This window comes from Microbacterium terrae (assembly GCF_017831975.1).
GTDB lineage: Bacteria > Actinomycetota > Actinomycetes > Actinomycetales > Microbacteriaceae > Microbacterium > Microbacterium terrae.
Genome location: NZ_JAFDSS010000001.1, coordinates 2,874,674 through 2,892,654, shown reverse-complemented (window position 1 = coordinate 2,892,654; position 17,981 = coordinate 2,874,674). Strand labels below are relative to the sequence as shown.

General features: G+C 71.5%; 10 protein-coding genes. 9 read left to right on the top strand and 1 reads right to left on the bottom strand.

Annotation, left to right across the window (positions count from 1 at the left end; all coding sequences use genetic code 11):
* Positions 1 to 68: 68 nt before the first annotated feature.
* Positions 69 to 1,343, bottom strand: a complete 1,275-nt coding sequence (locus tag JOD63_RS13170) for a GNAT family N-acetyltransferase (protein ID WP_052682334.1) — start codon at positions 1,341 to 1,343, stop codon at positions 69 to 71.
* 241 nt (positions 1,344 to 1,584) lie between these two features.
* Between JOD63_RS13170 and JOD63_RS13165 the strand changes: the two genes are divergently transcribed.
* The 9 genes from JOD63_RS13165 (at position 1,585) to JOD63_RS13125 (ending at position 17,842) form a co-directional block, all read left to right on the top strand.
* On the top strand, positions 1,585 to 2,463 hold the full coding sequence (locus JOD63_RS13165) for a hypothetical protein (protein ID WP_045274478.1): 879 nt from the start codon (positions 1,585 to 1,587) through the stop codon (positions 2,461 to 2,463).
* A 185-nt stretch (positions 2,464 to 2,648) separates the two neighbouring features.
* A complete protein-coding gene (locus JOD63_RS13160; RefSeq protein ID WP_045274493.1) occupies positions 2,649 to 4,757 on the top strand; it encodes an acyl-CoA dehydrogenase family protein in 2,109 nt (702 codons plus the stop codon).
* A gap of 156 nt (positions 4,758 to 4,913) precedes the next feature.
* The gene (locus JOD63_RS13155; protein WP_045274477.1) at positions 4,914 to 5,486 is read left to right on the top strand and encodes a DNA-3-methyladenine glycosylase I; all 573 of its coding nucleotides are present in this window, start codon (positions 4,914 to 4,916) and stop codon (positions 5,484 to 5,486) included.
* A gap of 40 nt (positions 5,487 to 5,526) precedes the next feature.
* A complete protein-coding gene (locus JOD63_RS13150; RefSeq protein WP_045274476.1) occupies positions 5,527 to 7,761 on the top strand; it encodes an LLM class flavin-dependent oxidoreductase in 2,235 nt (744 codons plus the stop codon).
* 102 nt (positions 7,762 to 7,863) lie between these two features.
* Positions 7,864 to 10,218: an ATP-binding cassette domain-containing protein gene (locus tag JOD63_RS13145; RefSeq protein ID WP_045274475.1), complete on the top strand. Its 2,355-nt coding sequence runs from the start codon at positions 7,864 to 7,866 to the stop codon at positions 10,216 to 10,218.
* Between the two features lie 200 nt (positions 10,219 to 10,418).
* Positions 10,419 to 10,961 carry a DUF6220 domain-containing protein gene (locus JOD63_RS13140; protein WP_045274474.1) on the top strand — a complete coding sequence of 181 codons (543 nt, stop codon included), beginning with the start codon at positions 10,419 to 10,421 and terminating at the stop codon, positions 10,959 to 10,961.
* Positions 10,962 to 10,965: 4 nt separating this feature from the next.
* Positions 10,966 to 12,891 (top strand): multicopper oxidase domain-containing protein, encoded by a 1,926-nt coding sequence (locus JOD63_RS13135; protein ID WP_052682332.1) that lies wholly within the window; start codon positions 10,966 to 10,968, stop codon positions 12,889 to 12,891.
* Between the two features lie 126 nt (positions 12,892 to 13,017).
* Positions 13,018 to 15,873 carry an MMPL family transporter gene (locus JOD63_RS13130; protein WP_045274473.1) on the top strand — a complete coding sequence of 952 codons (2,856 nt, stop codon included), beginning with the start codon at positions 13,018 to 13,020 and terminating at the stop codon, positions 15,871 to 15,873.
* Position 15,874: 1 nt separating this feature from the next.
* Positions 15,875 to 17,842 carry a YhgE/Pip domain-containing protein gene (locus JOD63_RS13125; protein ID WP_045274472.1) on the top strand — a complete coding sequence of 656 codons (1,968 nt, stop codon included), beginning with the start codon at positions 15,875 to 15,877 and terminating at the stop codon, positions 17,840 to 17,842.
* Positions 17,843 to 17,981: the final 139 nt, after the last annotated feature.

The following is a 17,981-nucleotide window of genomic DNA, read 5'->3' as shown; positions in this document are numbered from 1 at the left end:
AATGTAGGCCACGTCGGTGTGCCCGCGTCAAGCGCGACGTAATGAAGCGCGGCGATGCACGGCGGGGGTCAGGATGCCGGCGTCGTGCGCACGTGCTCCACGCGCAGCACGTGCGGCAGCGCGCTCACATCGCGGGCGCCGTCCGAGCGGGGGAACTCGTAGACGTCGAGCATCAGCTGCACCGGATAGTCGATGCGCTGCGCGACGGTCTTCACCCACCGGCCGTCGATGAAGAACCGCAGTCGGTCGGCCTCCCACTCGACGGCGTAGTCGTGCATCGCGGTGAGGTCGCCCTCGACCCGGATCTTCTCGAAGTCGGCGCGCAGTCGCGGGTCATTCTGCGGCTTCACGCCGACACCCACCCAGCCGCCGTCGTCATCGATCTCCGACCCGAAGATCTCGGCGATGCAGATCTCGCCGCAGTCGTCGGGGGCGTCTTCGAAGCCGATGGGCCAGAAGGCCGTCATGGCGTCGGGGTGGCGGATCGCCGCCATGCGCACCTCGATCGTGCCGTGCTGCGCCAGCCACAGTCGCCACTCCGGCTGGGGCTCGCGCACCACGAGTCCGTCGCGGAACCGGTGCTGCCCGACGCCCGACCCGGGCGGGCCGGAGTACTGGCCGGTCTGCAGGTGCGACACACGCAGGTCGCCGTCGAGGTCGGGAGCCCACGGCGGGGTGTCCTCGTCGATCCGCAGGGCGAGGCCGTGGGGTCCGGTGGTGAACCGGGCGGCCGAGCGCTCCCTCGACGACCAGTGCGGCGTGTAGAACGGCCACCACCGGGCGCGGTCGAGCGTCTCGAAGCGCTCGTCGACGTCGGGCTCGCGCCCGGCGGACTCCTGTGGAGACATGTCGAGCACCCAGTTCTCGAACGTCGCCTCCGCGCCGCGCCAGGGTCCCGTCGACGAGCCGCGATGCTCGAAGCCGGCCCGCCGGCAGAGGGCGGAGGATGCCGCGTTCTCGGCCCACGGGTAGGCGACGAGCAGGCTTCGGTCGCCGCGTCGCCGAACGTGCGCGATCAGCAGCCGCAGAGCATCCGTCGCCACTCCCCGCCCCTGCGCCTCGGGGAGCACGTTCCATCCCGCCTCGTAGGCGGGTGCTCCGTTGTGCTCGACCTCCCAGAACCCGATGCCACCGGCCGGGCGGCCGCCGACCTCGATCCGGTACATCTCGGCATCCCCGGACTCCCACGACACGAGGTAGCGCGCATGGCGGCGGTCGATCTCGTCGGGCGTCTCGGGTCCCCCGAGGTGCCGGGTCATCTCGGGGGTGTTGGCCCACTCCAGCAGCGGCAGGTCGTCGCGCGACCACCGCTCGATCGTGACCTGCGGATCGGATGCCGTCACCCGGCCATCCTCCGCTCGGCCGGCGCAGCGCGCAACCGATGGATCTGCTGACAATGCGCCCGCCGTCGCCGGTGGGATGCCTGGCCTGCCGTAGCGTGGAGCCTGCGAGGGGAGTACTCCCGAAGCGGCACGCTCGTCATTACGGATCCAGCGTCGGATCCCGGGCGGCCGGCCCCCATCGGGGCGGAGGAGACCTGGCGACCGTCTTGCACGCGCCCGTCTCCCACCGGAAGGATCCTCCATGGCCTCGTTCTCCCGCCTCATCGATCTCGCCTCGAAGGCACTCGACTCGTCGACCTCGTCGGGCTCACGCCCGCAGAGCGGGTCGCGCGACTGGAAGTCGATGGTGCGCGGCGTCGCAGACGCGGTCACCGGCGACGGCCGCGCATCCGCACAGCCTTCGTCCGGGGCGCAGCCGAGTGGCGCGTCCGGGTACCCGTACCCTGCGCAGCCGCACCCCGAGCACGCCGCCCCGCAGTACCGCGCACCGGGGCTGACGCCGCCGGCATCGGGATCGCCGACGCGCCCCGCACCCGGCATGGCGCCGCCGTCGGCGGATGCCGCCGACCGCGCGGCCGTGGCGCGCTACGAGTACCTGCTGCAGACGGCGGATCCCCGCCAGGTCGAGCAGATCCACCACGAGGCCTTCGCCCGGCTCACCCCCGCGCAGCGCGCGCAGGTGCAGGCGCGGATGCAGTCCGAGCTCCGGCCCGGGGAGCAGCCGCGCTCCGCCGAGCCGGGTGATCTCGCCCGCGCCGCCGCTCGGAGCGAGGCGGTGCGCCCGGGCGTCATGGCGGGCATCCTCGCCCGAGCCGGCGGCCGGGGCGGCAGCGGATCCGGCGGGATGGCCCGCGGCGCGGGGCTCGCCGGTGCGGGTGGCATCCTCGGCGCCGTCGCCGGTGGCGCGATCGTGAGCGCGGTCGCCGCGCCGCTGCTCGCACAGGCCGCAGGACTCGGCATCGACTTCGAGACGATGGCTGCCGGGGTCGACGTCGACGCCCTCGCCGGCGATGCGCTCTCGGGCGCGGGCGACGCGGTCTCGGGCCTGGGCGATCAGGTCTCGGGCCTCGGCGACCAGCTGTCGGGCTTCGAGGTCCCCGGCCTCGGCGACTTCTTCTGATCGCCTGACCGCAGGAGTCGCCGAGTCGGCGGCGCCGCCGGCTCCTGTCTGGCACACACAACCCCGCCCGACCCCGTGTCGCGGTGGGGTTGTGTGGTTCCACCAACCGCTTTGATGCGAGATTGTGGGAGTCCTACCGTCGATAGGGAACTTCCCCTTGTCCATTGCACCGAGAGGTGATGCACATGACCGACGCCGTCGTCCGCACGAAGAAGCCCGCCACGAGCAAGCGCACGCCCGCCGGCGGAGCGCCCACCGCCGCGCACTCCGCCGCCGAGGCATCCGACCCCCGCATCGACATCGCGGCGGTGACCGACCTGCTGCTGGGCACCTGGGCCGAGACCCGCCGCGAGGCGCGCGAGATGATCAAGGACCCCGCGTTCTGGCGCATCGAGGGTCAGCCGATGGCCGACCACCGTGAGCGCGTCCTCACGCAGCTGCACCTGCTGGTGGAGCACGGCGGCTCGCGCCGCGCGTTCCCCGAGGAGTACGGCGGGCTGAACGACAACGGCGCCAACCTCGCCGGCTTCATGGAGCTCGTGCTCGCCGACCCGAGCCTGCAGATCAAGTCGGGCGTGCAGTGGGGCCTGTTCGGGTCGGCGGTGTACCAGCTCGGCACGAAGACCCACCACGACAAGTGGCTGCCCGGCATCATCGACCTGTCGATCCCGGGTGCCTTCGCGATGACCGAGACCGGACACGGATCGGATGTCGCCGCCATCGGCACGACCGCGACGTATGACGCCGACGCCGAGGAGTTCGTCATCCACACGCCGTTCCGCGGTGCGTGGAAGGACTACCTCGGCAACGCCGCCCTGCACGGCAAGGCCGCGACGGTGTTCGCGCAGCTGATCACGGGGGGCGTGAACTACGGCGTGCACTGCTTCTACGTGCCGCTGCGCGACGACGCGGGCGAGTTCCTCCCCGGCATCGGCGGCGAGGACGACGGCGTCAAGGGCGGCCTCAACGGCATCGACAACGGCCGGCTGCACTTCGATCAGGTGCGCATCCCGCGCGAGAACCTGCTCAACCGGTACGGCGACGTCGCCGCCGACGGCACCTACTCGAGCGACATTCCGAGCCCCGGGCGCCGCTTCTTCACCATGCTCGGCGCGCTCGTGCAGGGTCGCGTGTCACTCGACGGCGCCGCCACCAGCGGCACCGCGCTCGCGCTGTACATCGCCCTCACCTACGCGGGCCAGCGGCGCCAGTTCGACTCGGGCGCCGGAAGCGACGAGGTCACCCTCCTCGACTACGGCAAGCACCAGCGCCGGCTGCTGCCGCTGCTCGCCCAGAACTACGCGCAGTGGTTCTCCAACGACGAGCTGCTGCGCAAGTTCGACGGCGTCTTCTCCGGCCGCACCGACAGCCCCGAGGAGCGCGAAGACCTCGAGACGCTCGCCGCTGCCCTGAAGCCGCTGTCGACCTGGAACGCGCTCAGCACGATCCAGGAGACCCGCGAGGCCTGCGGCGGCTCGGGCTTCCTGGCCGAGAACCGCATGGTGGGCCTGCACCAGGACCTCGACGTGTACGTCACCTTCGAGGGCGACAACAACATCCTGCTGCAGCTGGTCGGCAAGCGCCTGCTGTCGGACTACGCCACGCAGTTCCGGGGGGCGGATGCCGCGAAGCTGGCGAAGTTCGCCGTCGGGCAGACCGCGGGCAAGGTCTTCCACGGAGCGGGCCTGCGCCAGCTCGGCCAGACCGTGACCGACTTCGGCTCGACCGCCCGCTCGGTCGAGCTCGGGCTGCGCGCCGATCAGCAGCACGAGCTGCTCGCCGGCCGCGTGCAGCAGATGATCTCCGACATCGCCGCGGCCCTGCGCCCGGCATCCCGGCTGTCGCCCGCTGATGCGGCTGCGCTCTTCAACAGCCACCAGGCCGAGCTCATCGAGGCGGCCCGCGCCCACGGCGAGCTGCTGCAGTGGGAGGCGTTCTCCGACGGCGTGGCCGCGATCGCCGACGACGGCACCAAGCAGGTGCTCACGTGGCTGCGCGACCTGTTCGGGATGCACCTCATCGAGAAGCACCTCGCCTGGTACCTCATCAACGGCCGGCTCTCGGCGCAGCGCGCGGCATCCGTCGGGCGCTACATCGACCGCCTCGCCGCCCGGCTGCGCCCCCACGCGCAGGACCTCGTCGACGCCTACGGGTTCGCGCCCGAGCATGTGCGCGCCCCGATCGCGTCCGGCGCGGAGAAGGCCCGGCAGGACGAGGCGCGCGCCCACTACGCCGCCCTCGCAGCCTCGGGCGACGCCCCGGTCTCGGAGAAGAGCCTGAAGAAGAAGCGCTGACCCCCCTCCCTCCCTCCCTCCCTCCCTTCTTCGCGAGCGGGCATGTTTGCCCCGAGCGGGCGCCTTGTCCACGTGGCAGTCGTGCCCGCCCGGGGCGAACATGCCCGCTCGCGTGAGGTTAAAGGGCGGGTCGGAGGGGGCGAATAGGCTGACCGGGTGACCCTCGACGTGCGCACCGGCCCCGACGGACTCGACCGCTGCGCGTGGGTGGGCGACGACACGGAGTACGGCCGCTATCACGACGAGGAGTGGGGGCGGCCGCTCCACGGCGACCGCGCGCTCTTCGAGAAGATGTGCCTCGAGGGGTTCCAGGCGGGGCTCAGCTGGATCACGATCCTGCGCAAGCGCCCCCGCTTCCGCGAGGTGTTCGCCGGCTTCGAGCCTGCGGCGATCGCCGCGTTCGGCGACGACGACATCGCGCGTCTCATGGCCGACGCGGGCATCATCCGCAATCGGCTCAAGATCGAGGCGACGATCTCGAACGCACGGCTGATGCTCGACCTCGAGCCGGGCGAGCTCGACGCCTTCCTGTGGTCGTTCGCGCCGGCATCCCGCGCCCGGCCGTCCTCGTTCGCCGAGGTGCCCGCGACGACCGCCGAGTCCGACGCGATGAGCAAGGCGCTCAAGAAGCGCGGCTTCCGCTTCGTCGGGTCGACCACGATGTATGCGCTGATGCAGTCCGCGGGCATGGTCGACGATCACGTCGACGGATGCTGGCGCGCGGTGTAGTCCGGGAACAACGGGTCGCACCTATTCGTTGGAATACACCGTGGACTACGGACATCCCCTCGAATTCGGCGCTTTCCTCACCCCCGCGGCCGCGAACCCCGAGGGCCCCGTCCTGCTGAGCCAGGTGGCCGAGGCATCCGGTCTCGACCTCGTCACCTTCCAGGACCACCCGTACCAGCCCGCGTTCCTCGACACGTGGACGCTCATGACGTTCGTCGCGGCGCGCACTGAGAGCATCCGCATCGCCCCGAACGTGCTCAACGTGCCGCTGCGCCCGCCGGCGGTCATCGCCCGCTCGGCGGCCAGCCTCGATCTGCTCTCGGGCGGCAGGTTCGCCCTCGGTCTCGGCGCCGGCGGCTTCTGGGACGCCATCGAGGCGATGGGTGCGCCCCGGCTCACCCCGGGGCAGGCGGTGACCGCCCTCGGCGAGGCGATCGACGTGATCCGCGAGCTGTGGGACACGAGCGAGCGCCGCGGCGCGTTCACCGACGGCACGCATCACCGCGTGCACGGCGCCAAGCGCGGGCCACGCCCCGCGCACGACCTCCCGATCTGGATCGGCGCCTACAAGCCGCGCATGCTCGCCCTCACCGGCCGCCAGGGCGACGGCTGGCTGCCCTCGCTCGGATACATGCAGCCGGGAGACCTCGCGAAGGGCAACGCGGCGATCGACACTGCGGCCGAGGGCGCGGGGCGCGACGCGCGCGAGATCCGCCGCCTCCTCAACATCGGGCAGCTCGCCGCCGATCCGGGCGAGTTCGCCGAACGGCTCGCCGCACTCGCCCTCGACGACGGCATCGGCACGTTCATCCTGGCGTCCGACGACCCGGGCACCCTCCAGCTCTTCGGCGAGGAGGTCGCACCCGCGGTGCGCGATCAGGTGGCGCGCGAGCGCGCGGCTCGGGGGACGACGGCGGCAGCGACCCGCTCGCTGGCCGCGCTCGCCGCGCGCCGCGCCGGGATCGCGTACAACGACGTGCCCGCCGGGCTCACGGCCATCGAACCCGGCGACTTCGGGTACGCCGACGTCCGCGCCACCTACATGCGCGGCGGCGCGCCGGGCATCGTGCTGCAGCCCGACTCGGCGCAGCAGGTCGCCGAGGCCGTCGCCTTCGCGCGGCGGCATCCGGAGCACGACCTCGCCGTCCGCAGCGGCGGCCACGGCATCAGCGGCCGCAGCACGAACGACGGCGGCATCGTGATCGACCTGCGCCGACTCAACGCGATCGAGGTGCTCGACGAGGAGCGGCGCCTCGTGCGCATCGGCCCGGGCGCCCGCTGGATGGAGGTCGCCGCGGCACTCGCCGAGCACGGCTGGGCGCTGAGCTCGGGCGACTACGGCGGCGTCGGAGTGGGCGGCCTCGCCACGGCCGGCGGCATCGGCTTCCTCGCGCGGGAGCACGGGCTGACGATCGACCACCTGCGCGCCGCCGAGATCGTGCTCGCCGACGGGAGCATCGTGCGGGCGGATGCCACGACCCACGCCGATCTGTTCTGGGCGGTGCGCGGCGCCGGCGGCAACGTCGGCATCGTGACCGCGTTCGAGTTCGAGGTCGATGAGGTCGGCGAGGTCGGCTGGGCGCAGCTGGCGTTCCAGGTCGACGACGTGCCCGCGTTCCTCGAGGGGTACGGACGCGTCGTCGAGGAGGCCGATCGCGACCTCACCGTGTTCCTCCTCGCTGGGGCGCCGCGGCCCGGGCAGCCGCAGATCGTGCAGCTCTACGGCGTGATCGACTCCGACGATCCCGACACCATCATCGAGCGACTGCAGCCGTTCGCCGAGCTGGCACCGCTCGTGCAGCAGCAGGTGCAGCTGGCGCCGTACGCCCGGGTGATGGCGAACGCCGACCTCGGACCCCAGCACGGCGCGGGCGAGCCGCACTCGCGCTCGGCCCTGATCGAGCACATCACTCCGGCGTTCGCCGAGGCGGCGGCGAGGATGCTCGAATCCGGCGCCGTGCCGTTCTTCCAGCTGCGCGCCGTCGGCGGCGCGGTCGCCGATGTAGCCGAGGATGCCACCGCCTACGCGCACCGCTCGGCGAACTTCTCGGTCGTCGCCCTCGGGTCGCACCCCGACCGCCTCGACGCGCAGTGGCAGAGCCTCGCCGAGCACACGACGGGGATGTACCTGAGCTTCGACTCGTCGCTGCGCCCCGAGCGCATCGCCGAGGCGTTCCCGCCCGCGACGCTCGAGCGGCTGCGCGCGATCAAGGCGCAGTACGACCCGACCAGCCTGTTCCGCGACAACTTCGCGATCGCGCCGGCCGCGGTCTGACGCGTTTCGTCTCGCTCCGCTCGCTCGACGACCGGGGCGGCGCGGGGGCATCGAGCAGGATCGAGGAAGCGCGCTGTCCGCATTCCCCGGCAGACTGTTCGCATGGCCGATGCATCCGAATCCCACGTCGCCGACTCGCACGAGCTCATCCGGGTCGTGGGGGCACGCGAGAACAACCTCAAGAACGTCGACGTCGACATCCCGAAGCGCCGGCTCACGGTGTTCACCGGGGTGAGCGGCTCGGGCAAGTCGTCGCTCGTCTTCGCCACGATCGCGAACGAGTCGCAGCGGCTCATCAACGAGACCTACCCCACCTTCGTGCAGCAATTCATGGGGCAGCTGAACCGCCCCGAGGTCGATGCCCTCGAGAACATCAGCCCCGCGATCGTGGTCGACCAGGAGCGCATGGGGGCGAACGCCCGCTCGACCGTCGGCACCGCCACCGACGCGCACGCGATGCTGCGGCTTCTCTTCAGCCGACTCGGTCAGCCGCACGTCGGCTCGCCGCAGGCGTTCTCGTTCAACGTGCCCTCGGTCAGCGGCGCGGGCGCGGTCACCCTCGAGAAGGGCGGCAAGAAGGTCAAGGAGCGCCGCTCGTTCGAGATCACCGGCGGCATGTGCGCGCGCTGTGAGGGTCTCGGCGAGGTGAGCGACGTCGATCTCGACGAGCTGTACGACAAGACGAAGTCGCTCGCCGACGGCGCGATCACGGTGCCCGGATACAACACCGACGGCTGGATGGTGAAGGGGTTCACCGAGTCGGGGTTCGTCGACCCGGCCAAGCCCATCGAGGACTACACCGACCAGGAGCGCGCCGACTTCCTCTACAAGGAGCCGACGAAGGTCAAGATCAACGGCATCAACATGACCTACGAGGGTCTCGTGCCCAAGATCACCAAGTCGTTCCTGCAGAAGGACCGCGAGGCGCTGCAGCCGCACATCCGGGCGTTCGTCGACCGCGCGGTGAAGTTCCTGCCCTGCCCCGACTGCGGCGGCACGCGCCTCAACGACGGCGCACGCTCATCGAAGATCGGCGGGATCAGCATCGCGGATGCCGCGGCCATGCAGATCTCCGACCTCGACGCCTGGCTCGCCACGGTCGACGCCGTCGAGGTGGGGCCGCTGATGCAGAGCATCCGCGCGCTGGTCGCGTCGTTCATCGAGATCGGGCTCGGCTACCTCTCCCTCGATCGCGCGTCGGGCACGCTGTCGGGCGGCGAAGCGCAGCGCACCAAGATGATCCGCCACCTCGGCTCGAGCCTCACCGACATCACGTACGTCTTCGACGAGCCGACCGCGGGGCTCCACCCGCACGACATCGAGCGCATGAACCGGCTGCTCACCCAGCTGCGCGACAAGGGCAACACCGTGCTCGTCGTCGAGCACAAGCCCGAGGTGATCGCGATCGCCGACCACGTCGTCGACCTCGGCCCGGGCGCCGGTCGCGCCGGCGGCACCGTGCAGTTCGAGGGCGATGTCGTGGGACTGCGCGCATCCGACACCCTCACCGGCCGCCACCTCGACCATCGCGCGCAGCTGAAGGCCGGCACGCGCGCGTCGACCGGAGCGCTCGAGATCCGCGGGGCGACGCAGCACAACCTCACCGGCGTCGACGTCGACATCCCGCTCGGCGTGCTCACGGTGGTCACGGGTGTGGCGGGATCGGGCAAGTCGTCGCTCATCCACGGCAACGTGCCCGCGTTCGACGACGTGGTGGTCGTCGACCAGTCGGCGATCAAGGGGTCGAGACGGTCGAGCCCCGCCACCTACACGGGCGTGCTCGACGCCATCCGCACCGCGTTCGCGAAGGCGAACGGCGTCAAGCCGGGCCTGTTCAGCGCGAACTCCGAGGGCGCCTGCCCCGCCTGCAAGGGTCTCGGCGTGATCATCACGAACCTCGGCTTCACGCAGTCGGTCGAGACCCTGTGCGAGCTGTGCGAGGGATCGGGCTTCAGCGACGAGGTGCTCGAGTACACCCTCGACGGCAAGAACATCGCCGAAGTGCTCGCGATGTCGGCGGCCGAGGCATCCGAATTCATCACCAAGGGTCCGGCGCACGCGACCCTGCTGCGCATGGTCGACGTCGGCCTCGGCTACATCACGCTCGGGCAGGCGCTCAACACCCTCTCGGGCGGCGAGCGTCAGCGCCTGAAGCTGGCGATCTCGATGGCGAAGAAGGGTGCGGTCTACGTGCTCGACGAGCCCACGACGGGTCTGCACCTCGCCGACGTCGACAACATGCTCGGGATGCTCGACCGCCTGGTCGACGCAGGCAACACCGTCATCGTCATCGAGCACCACCAGGCGGTGATGGCGCATGCCGACTGGATCATCGACCTCGGCCCCGGCGCCGGGCACGACGGCGGCCGGATCGTATTCGAGGGCACGCCCGCCGACCTCGTCGCGTCGGCCGACACCCTCACCGCGCGGCACCTGAAGCAGTACGTCGGCGCCTGACGACCGCGCGATCCCGCGGGAGTCCGGGAGCGACGGCGCACGACGGCGGCGATGGATACCGCACGGATACCGGCTTCGCGTAGATGTATCACCGTGGCGGCGGGAGCCTCTCTCGTCCACAAGGGGATTCCCGCCGCCACCGCCCGCACCACCGACACCCAGTCGTCCGCGCGAGCGACATCCACGGATCGGAGTGCGTCATGCGCAAGGTGTTCTTCGTCGTCAGCATCCTCGCGGTTGCGAGCGTCGTCCTGCAGTTCTACTTCGCGGGGCTGGGTGTGTTCAGCCATCCCGAGGACGAACTGTTCATCGTCCACGCGATGAACGGCCGGATGGTGCTCCCGATCCTCTTCCTCCTCTCCATCATCACGGCGGCGATCGCCCGGGCAGGCAAGAAGACGATCTGGCTCACGGTGCTCGCCTTCGGCCTGCTCATCCTGCAGACGCTGATCTTCATCATCACGGGGCTCATCTTCGGCGTCGGACCCGAGTCGGCCGAGATCCCGCTCGCCGCGACGATGACCGTGAGTCTGCACGCCCTCAACGGTGTGGCGATCCTCTTCGTCACGGGGCTGATCATCCGCCGCGCGTTCGTGCTCGCCTTCCGCACGCCGAAGCGGGAGAAGGCGTCGGCACCTGCCGGTGACGCTGCGACGGATGCCGCTGCGACGGATGCCGCTGCGACGGATGCCGCGGCGCCGGACGCCGCGCAGACGGCGCCCGCGGCCCAGCCCGCGCCCTGACACCATGACGGCCTCCGTCGCCCAGATCGTCGCGCTCACGCTGGGGGTGGCGAGCGCAGCGCTCTGGGCGACGGTGGCGACCTCGTCGCGACCGGTCCGCTCACCCGCGTGGTGGGCGCCGGCCTTGGGCGCGATGGTCGCCGTCGCCGGCGGCATCGCCGCCACGGCGGCCCTCTGGACGCATCACTGGTCGTTCGCCGCCGACCGTGTGGTGCTCGCGGCTCCTCTGGCTCTCGGAGGCGCCGTCTGGTTCGCGATTTCGGGTATCGCGGACCTGCGGGTGGATGCCCGCCGGCGAGCATCGGCATCCACCCGCCTCTCCGCCTGGACGGGCGTCGTCGCCGCGGCGATGGGCCTGCTCGGAGCCTTCGTGATCGGCGCGCCGTTCTCGGGGTGGACCGCGGCCGCCGCGTGGGCGCTCTCACTCGGAGCCATCGCGATCATCGCGCTCGTCGTGGTGCGCCCCGCGTCGCGCCGTCCGTTCGCCGTCGTGTCCGCCGGCGTCGCCGGCGTGCTGGTCGTGTCGGTCGCGTTCACCGCCCTCGGCGCCGCGGGTCCCGACCCCATCCACACCGCAGCCCACGGCCATGAGGCTGTCACGGGGGAGGATCCGGTGCAGGGGTTCCCCGGAACCGACCCGGTGTCGGTGACGCAGCTCCGCGAAGAACGCACCGAGGCGGCCGACGTCAGGGTGGAGCTCGACGCCCGCGCCGGGACGTACGAGCTGCCCTCAGGAGACAGCGTGACCGCGTGGACGTTCGGCGAGCTCGGCGGCCGGCTGATCGAAGCCACGCAGGGCGACCTCGTCGAGGTGGTGCTGAACAACCGCGACATCGCCGAGGGCGTCACCCTGCACTGGCACGGGTACGCGGTGCCCAACGGCGACGACGGCGTCGCCGGAGTGACCCAGGATGCCGTCGCCCCCGGCGACTCGTTCACCTCCCGCTTCGTCGCCGATCAGCCCGGCACCTACTGGTACCACACGCACCAGGCCGCATCCACGGGCGTGGTGAAAGGGCTGTACGGCATGTTCGTCGTGCATCCGGACGACGGTGCCGCCCCGCCCGACCTCGATCTGGCGGTGCCGCTGCACACCTTCGCCGGCCGGCTCGTGATGGGGGCGACCGACGAGGTGGCGACCCATGTCGTGGCACCGGGAGCCGAGGTGCGCGTGCGCCTGGCGAACACCGACCAGGTGACCCGTGCCGTCGCGGTGAGCGGAACGGCGTTCCGGGTGCTGGCGATCGACGGGTCGGAGATCGCCGATCCCGGCGACCTCGACGCGGAGTCGGTGTCGATCCCCGCGGGCGGTCGCGTCGACATCGGATTCAGGATGCCGTCGACCGGTGCCCGGATCGATGACACCGGTTCGCGGTCGGCCCGCCTCTCGTTCGTGACCGCCGACGGCGCCGCCGAGCCCGCACGGGTCGCGCCGACGGCATCCTTCGATCCACTCCGTTACGGGAGCGCGCCGCTCCCCGACTGGGCGGATGGCCCGTTCGACGTCGATCGCACGATCGTGCTCGACCGGCTGCCGCGCTTCACCGCGAACGGCCCCGCGTACGCGTACACGATCGACGGGGCGGTCTTCCCGCAGATCGAGCCGACCGTCGTGCGTGAGGGCGACATCGTCGCGCTCACCATCGTCAACCGCGGGTACGAGACCCACCCCATGCACCCGCACGGGCACCGCGCGCTCGTGCTCGAAGTCGACGGGAAGGCGCCCGAGGGAGCGCTGTGGGTCGACTCGTTCGCCGTGGGGCCGGGGCAGGTGTGGCGGATCGCGCTGGTCGCCGACAACCCCGGAATCTGGATGGATCACTGCCACAACCTCGAGCACGCCGCGCTCGGCATGGTCTCGCACCTCGCATACGAGGGCGTCGTCTCGCCGTTCGACCACGGCGGCGACACCGGCAACTCGCCCGAGTAGAGGCCGCGGCCGCCGGGCACCGATCCCGTTGTGAAGGCCCGACGACAGTCCTACTCTGGGGCCACCGTGCGACTTCGCGCCCTGAGAAGGGGCCGTCGGCGGCGTCCGCGAGCGAGGGGGGTTTGCGTGTCGTCAGCCCTGTACGCGCTCGGTCGCTGGGCCTTCCGTGCGCGGGTGCGGATGGTGCTGGTGTGGACCGGCGCGCTCGTCGTGCTCTTCGCGGTCGCCGGATCGATCGGCATGGGCACCAACAACACGTATGCCATTCCGGGGACCGAGTCACAGGAGGCTCTCGATTCGCTCGCTCGCACCTTCCCGCAGGTCACGGGAACGTCCGCGCAGCTGATCGCCGTCGCGCCGGAGGGCGGCGACGTCACCGACCCGGCGTTCCAGACCGCGGTCGAGGCCGCGGTGACCCGGATCGCGGGGATCCCGCAGGTGCTGGCGGCGACATCGCCCTACTCCTCGTCCTCCTCGGCCGGCATCTCCACCGATGGCACGGCGGTGCTCGTGCCGATCCAGCTGTCGGTGGCCGCGAGCGCGGTTCTTCCGACGACGTCGGCTGCGCTTCAGGATGCCGGCTCGTCGCTCGAAGCCGCACTTCCGGCGGGGAGCGAGGTCGCCGTGGGTGGTCAGCTCTTCTCGCAGAGCTCCACGGGCATCAGCATCACCGAGCTGCTCGGCATCGCGATCGCCTTCGTGGTGCTGCTCATCACCTTCGGGGCCCTCGTCGCGGCGGGACTCCCGCTGCTCACGGCGCTGCTCGGCGTCGGGGCCTCACTCTCGATCGTCTTGGCGGCGACCCGGTTCCTGACGATCACCTCCACGACACCCCTGCTGGCGCTCATGCTGGGTCTTGCCGTCGGCATCGACTACTCGCTGTTCATCCTCGCGCGCCACCGCGAGCAGCTCGCGCGTGGGATCGAACCCGAGGAGTCCGCTGCTCGCGCGGTTGCGACCTCGGGGTCGGCTGTCGTCTTCGCCGCAGCCACGGTCGTCATCGCGCTCGCCGGGTTGTCGGTCGCCGGCATCCCGTTCCTGACGACCATGGGCTTCGCGGCGGCGATGGCCGTTTCGATCGCGGTCGTCATCTCGCTGACCCTCACTCCGGCGTTGCTCGGCTTCGCGGGATGGCGGGTGCTGCCGAGACGGCTGCGCCCGCACCGCCCCGCCGTCGCGGACGACACCGGGGCGGCCACGGCAGGCGATGGCGGCGACGATCCGGCCGGCGACGGTGTCGACGACGCCACCGTCGCGCGGGATGCCGAGGCGGAAGAGGCCGCCGAGGAGGACCTCGACCCGAGCCTCGAACCCGCGCAGCCCACGGATCGACCCCGCGGGTTCTTCTGGGGCTGGGTCCGCGCCGTCACGCGATGGCCGATCATCACGATCGCACTCATCGTGGTCGCGCTCGGCGCCCTCGCGCTGCCCGCCGCGCACCTGCGCCTCGCCCTCCCCGACGCAGGCTCGCTCGACGAGGGGACTCCCGGGAGGATCGCGTACGACCTCATCACCGAGAACTTCGGCCCGGGGTACAACGGTCCGCTGCTCGTGACGGGTTCGGTGATCCAGAGTTCCGACCCGGTTGCGCTGATGGACGATCTCGGCTCCGAGATCAGCACGGTGCCGGGTGTGGAGTCGGTTCCGCTCGCGACCCCGAACGAGTCGGGCGACACCGGGATCGTGCAGGTGATCTCGGTTGGCTCGCCGAGCTCCGAGGCGACCGAGGAGCTCGTCGCGACCCTCCGATCGATGCACGACCACTTCGCCGAGGAGTACGGCGTCGACCTCTCGGTCACCGGATACACCGCTGCCGCGATCGACATCTCCGCCCGGCTCGCCGGCGCGCTCCTGCCCTTCGGGATCGTCGTCGTCGGGCTCTCGCTCATCCTGCTGGCGATCGTCTTCCGCTCGATCATCGTCCCGGTCACCGCGGCGCTCGGGTACGTGCTGTCGATCGCCGCGGCGTTCGGCCTCACGAGCCTCGTGTTCGTGGACGGCTTCCTCGCCGGCCCGCTGAATGTGCAGGGCATCGGCGCGGTCGTCAGCTTCATGCCCATCATCCTCATGGGAGTGCTCTTCGGGCTGGCGATGGACTACGAGGTGTTCCTCGTCTCGCGCATGCGGGAGCACTACGTCCACCACGGTGACGCGGAAGAGGCCGTCGATCGCGGGTTCGCGGCATCGGCCAGGGTCGTCACCGCGGCCGCGACGATCATGTTCGCCGTGTTCGCGGCCTTCGTGCCGGAGGGCGATGCGAACATCAAGCCCATCGCGTTCGGCCTCGCCGTGGGCGTCGTCATCGATGCGTTCATCGTGCGGATGGCGCTCGTCCCCGCGATCCTCGTGCTGTGCGGGGAGCTCGCGTGGAGGATGCCGAGCTGGATGGACCGCCTGCTGCCGAGCTTCGACGTCGAAGGGGAAGGACTCGCCGAGGAGCTCGCCCTGGACGGCTGGCCGGAGGGCGGCGATCGGATCGCGATCGCGATCGCGGCGGAGCGGATGCGTGTCGTGGGCGTCGATTCCGAACCCGTCGATGCCATGGTGCCGGCGGGTGGCGTCCTCCTGGTCCACGGCGGCGAGCCGGCGCACCGCAGTGCGCTCCTGGCGGCGCTGGGCGGCCGGGCAGAGGCCACGGCGGTGAGGCTGCGGGTCGCAGGGCTCGTCCTGCCGGTCCGGGCGAGCTCGCTGCGTGCGCGCACGTCGTACGTGCACCTCGGCGACGCCGCGGGCGCCGTCGCTGCGCTCGAGGACGCCCTGCGCGGTGCGCCAGCCGTGCTGATGCTCGATGCGGTCGACGACATCTCCGACCCCGGGGTGCGGGCGGCGCTGCGCGCGGGGATCGCGCGCAGCCGGCGGGAGGACTCGCACCTGACGATCGTGCTCGCGTGCCGACAGGAAGACGGCGGCGCCGATCTCGTACCCGACGGAGCTCCGATCGTGTCGATCGGGCTCGAACACCACCTGGTGGGGACGCGCTGAGATGGTGCGCCGTGACTTCTCCGCGACCTCGGGCTCCGAGCGCCCGGGGCGTCTCACGGTGGTCGGGCTGATCGTCGCACCGCTCCTCATCGGCGGCATCCTCGCGTGGGCGCTCGCGATGCCGGTCGCGAACCTCGACCGCGTGACGGCCGCGATCGTGAACGACGACGTGCCCGTCACGGTGAACGGCCAGACGATCCCGCTCGGCCGCGAGTTCGCGGCGGCTCTCATGGACCCGGCGGCCGGCGGGTCCGATCCGTCACCGACTCCGACCGCGTCGTCCTCCTCGCCCGCGCCCGCGCTCTCGTCGTCTTCCTCGCCCTCACCCTCGGCCTCGCCGTCGCCCTCGGCCTCGCCGGGCGATGACCTCGAGGGCCCGGACGGGTCGGTGACGCAGCAGACGCTCGACTGGGTGCTCACCAATGCCGACGAGGCGGCTGCGGGGTTGGCATCGGGACGCTACGCGGCGATCGTCACGATCCCCGACGACTTCTCGGCGAACGCGACGTCGATGAGCGGGCCGGCCGCGGATGCGGTGCGCGCAACGGTCGAGATCGTCACGACGCCGGCATCCGCATGGCTCGACCCCGCGCTCACGACGGCCGTCACCGAGAGTGCGGTCGACACCCTCAACACCCAGCTGATCTCGCGATACCTCGGGCAGGTCTACACGGGCTTCAACACGATCGACGAACAGATCGGCGATGCCGCGGAAGGGGCGCAGCAGCTCGCGACGGGCGCCGCCTCCGCAGCGGCTGGGGCCGACGAACTCGCCGCGGGGACCGCCGGTCTCGCGGACGGCCTCGCCTCGCTCGAGAGCGGGACCGCCTCGCTCGCGGACGGTCTGACCGAGCTCGCCGCGCTCACCGCCGGCCTGCCGGGGCAGACCGCCGAAGTCGCACGTGGGGCGGATGCCGTGGCCGCCGCCGTCGGCACCGCGTCGAGTCGACTCGATGCTGTCGCGGCTGAGTTCGCCGCGGTCGTCACGGCGCTCTGCGAGACGCCTCGGCGCGCATGCGACCGCGCCGGGGCCACGCTCGCGGAACTCGAGGCTGTGGTCGAGCAGGTCGATGCTCTCGACGCCGGAGCGCGACAGGTCGCGGACGGCGACGACGCGCTCGCGGCCGCCATGCCTCCGCTCGCAGCGTCGGTGGACGCTGCGGCCGCGGCATCCACCGACATCGCGGCGGGTGCCGCGTCAGCGAGCGACGGCGCGGTGACTCTCGCCGACGGTGCGAGCGAGCTCGCGGGCGGCACCCAGCAGGTCGATGCGGGGGCCGTCCAGCTCGCCGACGGCCTCGGGCAGGCGGCCGAGCAGATCCCGACCTACAGCGACACCGACATCGCGACGCTGTCGTCGGTGGTCGCTCGTCCGGTCGACCTCGCCGGCGCGCCGGGCGGTGCCGGAGTGCAGTCCGTGCCGCTGTTCACGATGCTCGCCCTCTGGCTGGGCGGCCTCGTCATCGCTCTGGGCGTTCAGGCGGTGCCCACGCGGATGCTGCTCACCGGTGCGCGATCGGGGGCCATAGCCCTGCGCGCTGTCGCGACGCCCTCTGCGCTCGGCGCCGCGCAGGGGTTCGTCGTCGCCCTCGTCGTGCTGGGGAGCACCGCGGTGACACCGATGCAGTGGCTCGCCTTCACGGTGGGGGCGGTCTATCTCGGCGCCGTGTTCACCCTCGCCAATCAGGGGCTCGCCGCTGCGTTCGGTGGAGCGGGGCGCCTCATCGCCCTCGCCATCGCACTCGTCGCACTCGCCGCCGGCCTCGCCTCGACGGTGCCGCCGCTTCTCACGACCCTGCAGTCGCGTCTCCCGACCGGGTGGGGGCTCGACCTGCTGCTGGCCGCCCTGACGGATCAGACGGCCCTGGGGTGGTTCGCCGCCGGATCCCTCGTGATGACCGGGCTGGGGGCGTTCGGACTCGTCTTCCTCGGCGTGCTCGCTCGACGCCGGGTGAATATCGGATCGTGACGGCGCATGGGGGATTGTCCCCATGTGGATTCCCTGTGAGATCGGGTTAGGCTGTTCGCAATCCCCACATCTCGGGCGTGTCCGATCCCCACGGTCGGCGCGCTCGTGCCGTCCCACGACAGCCGTCGCCGTAGGAGGC

Coding starts and splice junctions, on each gene's coding strand:
- JOD63_RS13125 (WP_045274472.1), top strand. CDS start 15,875: ATGGTGCGCCGTGACTTCTCCGCGACCTCGGGCTCCGAGCGCCCGGGG.
- JOD63_RS13160 (WP_045274493.1), top strand. CDS start 2,649: ATGACCGACGCCGTCGTCCGCACGAAGAAGCCCGCCACGAGCAAGCGC.
- JOD63_RS13140 (WP_045274474.1), top strand. CDS start 10,419: ATGCGCAAGGTGTTCTTCGTCGTCAGCATCCTCGCGGTTGCGAGCGTC.
- JOD63_RS13145 (WP_045274475.1), top strand. CDS start 7,864: ATGGCCGATGCATCCGAATCCCACGTCGCCGACTCGCACGAGCTCATC.
- JOD63_RS13135 (WP_052682332.1), top strand. CDS start 10,966: ATGACGGCCTCCGTCGCCCAGATCGTCGCGCTCACGCTGGGGGTGGCG.
- JOD63_RS13165 (WP_045274478.1), top strand. CDS start 1,585: ATGGCCTCGTTCTCCCGCCTCATCGATCTCGCCTCGAAGGCACTCGAC.